Source organism: Granulicatella sp. 20925_1_45, assembly GCF_041433555.1.
Classification (GTDB): Bacteria; Bacillota; Bacilli; order Lactobacillales; family Aerococcaceae; genus Granulicatella.
Map to the genome: position 1 here is coordinate 34850 of NZ_JAPWBR010000017.1, position 9343 is coordinate 44192.

Annotated in this window: 7 protein-coding genes, 1 riboswitch and 1 other annotated feature; of the genes, 1 reads left to right on the forward strand and 6 read right to left on the reverse strand. The window is 37.9% G+C overall.

Annotated features, from left to right (window positions below; translation table 11 throughout):
* Window positions 1-32: 32 nt before the first annotated feature.
* From thiI to O3798_RS06525, 4 genes are all read right to left on the reverse strand, one after another.
* Window positions 33-1250 carry a tRNA uracil 4-sulfurtransferase ThiI gene (gene thiI, locus O3798_RS06510; protein ID WP_371463997.1) on the reverse strand — a complete coding sequence of 406 codons (1218 nt, stop codon included), beginning with the start codon at window positions 1248-1250 and terminating at the stop codon, window positions 33-35.
* 13 nt (window positions 1251-1263) lie between these two features.
* Entirely contained in the window at window positions 1264-2388 is a 1125-nt protein-coding gene (locus O3798_RS06515) for a cysteine desulfurase family protein (RefSeq protein ID WP_371463998.1), read from the reverse strand.
* Between the two features lie 22 nt (window positions 2389-2410).
* Entirely contained in the window at window positions 2411-4825 is a 2415-nt protein-coding gene (gene leuS, locus O3798_RS06520; protein ID WP_371463999.1) for a leucine--tRNA ligase, read from the reverse strand.
* Window positions 4826-4871: 46 nt separating this feature from the next.
* Window positions 4872-5066 (reverse strand) — a binding site (T-box leader).
* An 18-nt stretch (window positions 5067-5084) separates the two neighbouring features.
* Window positions 5085-6962 (reverse strand): LysM peptidoglycan-binding domain-containing protein, encoded by a 1878-nt coding sequence (locus O3798_RS06525; RefSeq protein WP_371464000.1) that lies wholly within the window; start codon window positions 6960-6962, stop codon window positions 5085-5087.
* Between the two features lie 151 nt (window positions 6963-7113).
* Between O3798_RS06525 and O3798_RS06530 the strand changes: the two genes are divergently transcribed.
* On the forward strand, window positions 7114-7683 hold the full coding sequence (locus O3798_RS06530; RefSeq protein ID WP_371464001.1) for a class I SAM-dependent methyltransferase: 570 nt from the start codon (window positions 7114-7116) through the stop codon (window positions 7681-7683).
* A gap of 76 nt (window positions 7684-7759) precedes the next feature.
* On the opposite strand, the gene metK is transcribed toward O3798_RS06530, so the two are convergent.
* Both metK and O3798_RS06540 read right to left on the reverse strand, forming a co-directional pair.
* Complete coding sequence (metK, locus tag O3798_RS06535) at window positions 7760-8932, reverse strand: methionine adenosyltransferase (protein WP_371464002.1); 1173 nt, start codon at window positions 8930-8932, stop codon at window positions 7760-7762.
* Window positions 8930-9011, reverse strand: a riboswitch (SMK box riboswitch). (Overlaps the previous gene by 3 nt.)
* Window positions 9012-9133: 122 nt before the next feature.
* Window positions 9134-9343 (reverse strand): LPXTG cell wall anchor domain-containing protein (locus O3798_RS06540; protein WP_371464003.1); only part of this gene is annotated, 210 nt, incomplete at its 5' end.

The window sequence follows — 9343 nt, forward strand, 5'->3', positions numbered from 1 at the left end:
CTCCACATGGAATAGCATCGCTTCTTTTTATTTTAAAATAAATCATCAATTTCTTGACTTGTTGTTTCTACTGGAGTTGTATAGTTTGCAGTAATTTCTTCAATCACTGTCCCCTCTACAGCTTCTTTAATTAATCCTTCTATGTCAAGACGAGCTTCATATTGACGAGCCTTCTCCAGTTTAGGTTTTGTCTTTGGACTTGGCGGCGCAAACACCGTACAACAATCCTCAAACGGTTGAATCGACAACTCGAATGTATCAATTTCTTCAGCAACTTTAATAATATCGAGTTTATCCATTGTAGCTACTGGACGAATAATTGGTGTATTTGTGACATCATTAATCGCCACCATGCTATCTAATGTTTGAGAAGCCACTTGCCCCACTGATTCCCCATTGGCAATCGCAAGAGCTCGTGCATTTTCTCTAAGTTGATCCGTAATACGAAGCATGAAACGACGCATAATTGTCATTAAATACGCTTCCGGTACACTCTTCTTGATTTCCTCTTGAATTCTTGAAAAAGGTACCGTTAAGAATTGAATACTTCCTCCAAAACGAGCAATTTTAGCTGCTAAGAGTTTTGTTTTCTCTAACGCTTGTGGGCTCGTATACGGTGGGCTTGCAAAGTGCACGCATTGAATTTCCATTCCACGTTTCATCGCAAGATATCCTGCTACTGGTGAATCAATCCCACCAGATAGCATCAGCATCACACGACCACTTGTTCCAACAGGAAGTCCTCCTGCTCCTTGGATTGTCTTCAGACTCACCATTAAGTGTTCACGTCGCACATCAATACGTACCGTAATATCTGGTTGTTTTAATTGAACCTTGATGTCTGGAAATGCTTCAAGAACAGCATCCCCTAAAAACAAGTTGATTTGATTCGTATCCATCTCAAATGTGTGATCCGATCGTCTTGTCATAATCTTAAATGTTTTGCCTTCAAGATCTTCTTGGCTTAATAAGTCGAGAACAACTTTTTTAGCCACTTCCATATCTTTTTCAACAATATATACTGGTGAAATAGATTGAATCCCAAAAATTGGTTTTACCTTTTCGATGACTGCTTCTTCAGGCGCTTCATGTAAATCTAAATACATAAAGTCATAATCAGGAATCACCTTTACCTGAGGAAAGTCTACTAAGGCTTTTTTAATATTTGACGCTAATTTTTGAGTGAACATTTTTTTGTTTCTACCCTTTGTAGAAAGTTCACCATAGCGAATCAAAATTCTAGTTTTCAACGATTTCCTCCTTTTATTTTAAAAACGAAAATTGTTTCATTAACTGATGCAGAACCTCGATAAACTGTTCGACTTCTTCTTTCGTATTGTCGTTTGAGAAGCTTACACGAACGGCTCCTGTCGCCCATTCAGTTGGCACATCCATCGCATAAAGCGTACTAGATGAATCTCCTTTTTTACTTGAACAAGCCGAAGTCGTAGAAATATAAATGCCGTGATTTTCAAAGGCATGGACAACCACTTCTCCACGAACGCCTTTAATGGCAAAGCATAATACATGAGACGCTCCATCTTCAGGCGAGAAGATGCGAATTTCAGGTTTTGTTGCTAACTCTTTCCATAATTGACTACGAAGTTTCCTCGTAACAGACTGTTCTTCTAAAGCCATTCGAAGAGCTTTTGTTGTAGCTACAATTCCTGGAAGGTTTTCCGTTGTACTACGTTCTCCTTTTTCTTGTCCGCCACCAGTTAAGAGGGCTTGAATCTTTCGTCCAAATTTCTTATACATAATCCCAACGCCTCTTGGTCCATGGAATTTATGCGCAGAAAGGCTCAATAAGTCAATACGTCCAATAAATAATAACTGGCTTGCGCGTTCTACTGCTTGCACACAGTCCACATGAAAATGAATCGATGGATATTCCTCTAGTACTTTGGCAATCTCAGCAATTGGTTGAACTGCTCCAACTTCATTATTAACAGCCATCACACTTACTAAAATCGTATCTTTACGAAGGCTCTCTTTTAATTGGTCTACACTTACAATCCCTTTAGAATCGACATCTAAGTACGTCACTTCAAACCCGAAGCGTTCAAGTTGCTTACATGTTTGAATGACTGAAGGATGTTCAATCTTTGTCGTAATGATATGCTTCCCAAATACAGATTTTTCTAGAGCTGTTCCTTTAATCGCCCAGTTATTCGATTCAGTTCCGCCTGAGGTGAAGAAAATCTCCTCAGGTTGAACTGATAATAAACTAGCTACTTGAGCTCTAGCTTTGGTCAACACTTGGTAAGCATCGACTCCTAATTGGTGTAAGCTTGATGGATTTCCGAAGAACTTTTGGCTAACTTGAACATAGCTCGTTAATGCATCATCATAAATTTTCGTTGTTGCTGCATTATCAAAATAAATCATTCTACTATCCTTTCAAATTCCATTAGTTCGCAACGATGTTTACTAAACGTCCTGGAACGGCAATCACTTTACGGATTGTTTTTCCTTCGATGGCAGATTTCACAGAATCATGCTCTTTTGCAAGTGCTTCAAGAGCTGCAGCGTCTGCATTTGTAGGAACCATTACGCGTGCTTTAATTTTTCCATTGACTTGGAAAATCACTTCTACTTCGTCTTCTACTAATTTAGATTCATCGTAAGTTGGCCATGGTTCGTAGCTAATTGATTCTGTGAATCCGAATTTACTCCAGATTTCTTCAGCCATATGTGGTGCTAATGGCGCAATCAACTGTACAAGACCTTTCATATATTCGAATGGTAAAGCATCTGCTTTATAAGCTTCGTTAACGAAAATCATCATTTGAGAAATTGCAGTATTGAAATGCAACTCTTCGTAGTCTTCGGTCACTTTCTTCACTGTTTGATGGTACACTTTATCCAATTTACCATCGTTTAGTTTTGTGATACGGTCACGCATTTTACCATTATCATCAATCATCAATCTCCAGAAGCGGTCTAGGAACTTACGGCTACCTTCAAGTCCTTTTTCACTCCAAGCAATCGATGCGTCAAGTGGCCCCATGAACATTTCATAAACACGTAATGTATCCGCACCATATTCTCGAACCACATCATCAGGGTTTACTACATTTCCTTTTGATTTAGACATTTTCTCGTTACCTTCACCAAGAATCATTCCTTGGTTAAATAATTTTTGGAATGGTTCTTTGTTAGGAACCACGCCTAAATCGTATAACACTTTATACCAGAAACGAGCATATAGTAAGTGAAGAACGGCATGCTCTGCACCACCAATATATAAATCAACTGGTAACCATTGTTTTACTTTTTCAGGATCTGCAAGTCTTTCTTTGTTATGTGGATCAACATAACGTACAAAGTACCATGAGCTTCCTGCCCATTGTGGCATTGTATTTGTTTCACGACGACCTTTCTTACCTGTTACAGGGTCTGTGACATAAAGCCAGTCATCAATTGCAGCCAGTGGTGATTCACCTGTACCACTAGGACGAATTTTATCTGTTTTTGGTAATACTAATGGCAATTCTGATTCAGGAACAGTTGTCATAGTACCGTCTTCCCAATGAATCACTGGAATTGGTTCTCCCCAATAACGTTGACGAGAGAACAACCAGTCGCGTAGACGATAGCTTACTTTAGCTGCACCTACGCCATGTTCTTCTAGCCATTCATTCATTTTTGCAATCGCGTCGGCTTTATTCAATCCATCAAGGAATTCTGAATGGATATGCACACCGTCACCAGTGTATGCTTCTTCTTCAACGTTTCCGCCTTCGATGACTGGAAGGATGTCTAATCCAAAGACTTTAGCAAATTCATAGTCACGTTCATCGTGCGCTGGAACGGCCATAATCGCACCTGTACCATAAGTACTTAATACATAGTCCGCAATCCAGATTGGAATTTCTTTCCCGTTCACTGGGTTAATCGCATATGCTCCAGTGAATACTCCTGTTTTTTCTTTAGAAAGTTCTGTACGTTCTAAGTCAGATTTTGTAGAAACAGCAGCAATATAAGCATCTACTGCTTCTTTTTGTTCAGGAGTGACAATCTTTTGAACTAATTCATGTTCTGGCGCTAATACATTGTAAGTCGCTCCAAATAATGTATCCGGACGTGTTGTGAAGACTTCGAAGCTTTCATCTGTTCCTTTAACGTTGAAACGAACTTGAGCCCCTTCTGAGCGACCAATCCAGTTACGTTGCATATCTTTAATGCTTTCTGGCCAATCTAGATCATCCAAATCTTCTAATAGACGATCCGCATAAGCTGTGATTTTAAGCATCCATTGTTTCATTGGTTTACGGTAAACAGGATGTCCTCCACGTTCACTCTTACCATCGATTACTTCTTCGTTAGCAAGTACTGTTCCAAGAGCTGGACACCAGTTCACTGGAATTTCAGCTTCATATGCAAGTCCCATTTCCACTAATTTAGTGAAAATCCATTGAGTCCATTTATAGTATTCTGGATCCGTTGTATTAATTTCGCGGTCCCAGTCATAGCTGAACCCTAATTCATTAATTTGACGTTTGAAGTTCGCAACGTTTACTTTTGTGAATTCTGCTGGGTCATTTCCTGTATCAAGAGCGTATTGTTCTGCAGGGAGTCCAAATGCATCCCATCCCATTGGGTGAAGTACATTGTATCCTTGTGCACGTTTCATACGAGAAATGGCATCTGTTGCTGTATAACCTTCTGGGTGTCCTACGTGAAGTCCTTGTCCTGAAGGATAAGGGAACATATCTAACGCGTAGAAGTTTTTCTTAGAAGGATCTTCTGTTGTTTTGAACGTATGATGTTCTTTCCAATATTTTTGCCATTTAGGCTCGATTTCTAGATGATTAAATGTCATCTGATTCACTCCTTTCAAAATAAAAAACGCCCCACCTGTCAATGACAGATAGGACGCAATACGTGTTACCACCTAATTATTTTACTCATCTTACCTGTAACGCTGGCGAGGCGGAAACTCTTACTATTAGTTCAGAGTTCAGCTAAAAGGCGAGTTCAGTTTATTGAAATGATGCATTTTCACCAGCCATGCACTCTCTACGTCTATCAAAGAAACTTACTATTCCTCTATCTGCTTTTGTGAGTCTTATTCTAGCAGATTATTTTGAAACTTTCAACACTTGACCAACACGGATGTTGTTTGAAGTTAAGCCATTTAAAGCTTTTAATTCAGATAATGTTAATCCGTTATTCTTAGCGATACGGAATAAAGTATCACCAGCTTGAACAGTGTGAGTTGATGCACCTGTTGAATAGCTTACTGTTTTAGCTGAAGTTGTAGTTGTTGTTTTTGCTGATCCAGATACCGCTAATTGTTGACCAGGACGGATTGTGCTTGTTTCTGACAAACCGTTGATTGATAACAATGTTGTTAATGAAATACCGTGGTTGTAAGCAATACGGTATAAAGTATCTCCTGCTTTAACAGTATAAGTACCGTTACCAGATGTTGACCCAGCTGATTGGTAGCTTACTTGTGTAGCAGTTGCTTGGCTAGCATTTCCTGAAACAGATAATGTTTGGCCAGGACGGATTACTGAAGATTGTGATAATCCATTGATGCTTAATAATGTATTTAAGCTCATGCCTGAACGACGAGCAATACTGTATAATGTATCACCTGCTTGAACTGTATATGTTCCAGAAGTTGATGTTGAAGTCGCCGTTGTTTTAGATGGTGTGTATCCAGCAGATACTGTACGTCCATCTGATTGACCAACTGTTAAGCTTTGTCCAGGGAAAATCACTGATGATTGTGATAATCCGTTGATGCTTAATAATGTGTTTAAGCTCATGCCTGAACGACGTGCAATACTGTATAAAGTATCTCCAGGTTGTACAATGTAGTTACCTCCGCTTGTACGAGTTGAAGCAGTATTTGTTTTAACAACTGTTGATGCAGATTCGCCACCTACAACACGTAAAGTTTGACCTGGTTGGATTACGCTAGAAGTAGAAATTCCATTTGCTGAAACTAATTGAGATAAACTCATACCGAATTTACGGCTAATTCCATATAATGTATCCCCTGCTTTAACAGTGTAGTACCCATTTGCAGTTGCTTTAGCAGTATTTGAAACTGATTTTGTGCTAACTGTTGTAGCTACTGTAGAGTTTGTTTGTTTTGCTGGTGTACCTAAAGATAATGATTGACCAGGACGAATCACTGATGAAGTTGATAAACCATTCACAGTTAATAATTGGTCCACACTTACACCAGCTTTACGGCTGATACCGTATAAGGTATCACCTGCTTGAACTGTGTATTGTCCACCAACTGAAGAAGTTCTTTCTTCAATACCAGCAGCAATTGCAGTTGCAGTTCCATTATCATATTTTGTTAATCCATATTGTTCAATAATACGGTTTAATTTTGCGTAATATGCAGTATCTGTTGCATAACGTCCTGTTAAGTAACGTGTAGCATCTTGATAGCTGTTTGTACGGCTCTTCCATGCACCTGAATAGAACATTGGCGCACCTTTAATACCGTTAATAATTTTATCTACATAATCATCCATAGACTCTTTGTAAGAAGGATATTTTCTGAAGTTGTCGTAAATACCATAGTATTTTTGAGCTCCAGCATCTTCTAATGTATACATGTTTACAGATTGACCGTTATAGTTCCCTTTCACACCAAATAAGTTGTGGTTTGGTTCAGCAGATAACGCACTAGTTCCCCATGCAGATTCTAACGCTGCCTGTGCGATCATTACTGAAGTATATACATCTTTTCCTTCTGTAGCTTGTTGAGCTGCAGGAATAATTTTATTTAAGAATTGTTGCGCTGGTGATTGTACTTGATTTGAAGTTACTGTATATGCATGTGATTTTGGCGCAAGTACTAATCCCGCTACTGTCGTCGCTCCAACAACTGCAACTGTCTTTTGTAAGTTTTTATTTGCAGCCTTTAAAGCTTTCATTTGTTTTTCCTTTTTCAAACGTAAATATCTTTCGTGTTTTGTTTCTGTCATCCTTTTTTCCTCCATCTAAAAACTAATTCGTTATTCATTATAGTAGGATAAATTCTTTTGTGTAGGGGAACGTTGCACGAACACGCAAATCGTCGTATACTCTTAATATCCGTAAAAATTATGTAACAAAATGTAAAATTTTAGTTAAGAGGTGCTTATTTTGAAAAATGCACAGCAATTTAGTCACGAAATGATTCTTTCTGTAAATTTAGAAGGTGGGATCTTTATCGACGCAACCGCAGGAAATGGACATGATACACTTTTCCTGGCACAACATATAGAAAAAGGATCAAAAATTCTTGCTTTCGATATTCAAGAGCAAGCTATTTTACAAACAAGACAATTATTACAAAACAATGACTTGGAAGGAAAAGTAACGTGTATTTTGGACTCTCACGCTCAAATTTCTAATTATTTAGGTGATCAAGATTTGGTTCGATTAGCGATTTTTAATCTTGGATATTTACCAGGAAGTGATAAAAAAATCATCACGACCCCCTCTTCCACTATAGAAGCTATTCAAATTTTACTAGATCGATTAGAGAAAAAAGGAAAAATCATTATCGTTTCCTACTATGGGCATGATGGTGGAATCGAAGAAAAAAATTCTGTAGAAGAACTCATTTCAGTTCTCCCGCAAAAGAAATGGTCCGTATTAAAATATCAATTCATCAATCAAATTAACTGTCCACCAATTTGTTATGTCATAGAAAAAAAGTAGAACATTATCATATATGATAATTTTCTATTAAAAACAAAATCCAACCTCTTTTTAGAGGTTGGATTTCTTCATTATATTAAGCAAAATAAGCTTTTAACTCTTCTACTTTATTCAGTTGTTCCCATGGAAGTTCAATATCTGTTCTACCGAAATGTCCATAAGCGGCTGTTTGTTGGTAGATTGGTCTACGTAAGTTTAATGTTTCGATAATTCCTTTTGGAGTTAAACGGAACTCTTTACGAATCACTTCGATAATTTTTTCTTCTGGTACATGGTTTGTTCCAAATGTATCTACAGCGATGGAAACAGGTTGTGCTACCCCAATGGCATACGCTAATTGGATTTCACATTTATCAGCAAGACCGGCTGCTACGACGTTTTTAGCGATATAACGTGCTGCATAACTTGCAGAACGGTCTACCTTAGTAGAGTCTTTACCAGAGAAAGCTCCACCACCATGACGAGCATAACCACCGTACGTATCAACAATGATTTTACGTCCAGTTAATCCTGAGTCTCCTACAGGTCCACCGATAACGAATTTACCAGTTGGATTAATAAAGTAACGAGTCTCATCGTCAAGTAATTCAGACGGTACTACAGGCTTAACAACATACTCTAGTACATCTTTACGAATTTGCTCTTGAGAAATTTCTTCATCATGTTGTGTACTTACAACAATTGTATCAATACGTTTTACAATATGCTCAGGAGTATATTCAATGGTTACTTGAACTTTTCCATCTGGACCTAAGTAATCTAATTGTTTTTCCTTACGAACTTTTGCTAGTTGGTAAGCTAACTTATGACTTAGGTCAATTGGCAGTGGCATATAAGACTCTGTTTCATTAGTAGCATAACCAAACATTAAACCTTGGTCTCCTGCTCCAAACTCTTCAGATTGTCCACGAGTTTCTAAAGCATCATCAACACCCATTGCAATATCAGGTGATTGTTTATCGAGTGAAACTAATACAGCTACTGAATCTGCATCATATCCGTATTTGCGATCTGTATAACCAATTTTACGAATCGTATCACGAGCAACTTGTTGATAATCGACAACTGCACTTGTTGTGATTTCTCCTACTAATACGACTAAACCAGTATTTACTACTGTCTCACAGGCTACACGCGCTGTTGGATCTTGAGTAAGAATGGCATCTAAAATACCATCACTAATTTGGTCTGCGATTTTATCGGGATGTCCTTCTGTTACGGATTCCGATGTAAATAAAATTTTTTCCATTTCTTTTTCCCCCATTCAATTCCGGTTACAAGGCATCTACACATTGTGTATCCTTTCGGGAATATCATTTTTAACTTTCTCATTATAGCATTTATTGTAAAAAAAGATAGCAAAAACTACTATATATATGAACATTTTTTCAAACATAAGAAAAAAGCCTAAGTTGAAGGACTTAGACTTTCTTCATGAGGATTTATTCTATTATTTTACTTCTTTACGAACAATTGCGTATGCGCCAACTAATAACACACTTGCGATTACAACTAGAAGATTGTAGTTTGTTGTACCTGTATTTGGTAATTCAGGTTTTTCTTCAGTAGTTGTTGTATTTTCAGTTGTCACTACTGTACTTGGTCGTTCTGTTGTTGTTGTAACAGTTGTAGGAGCTTCTGTAGTAGTTGTTACTGTTGT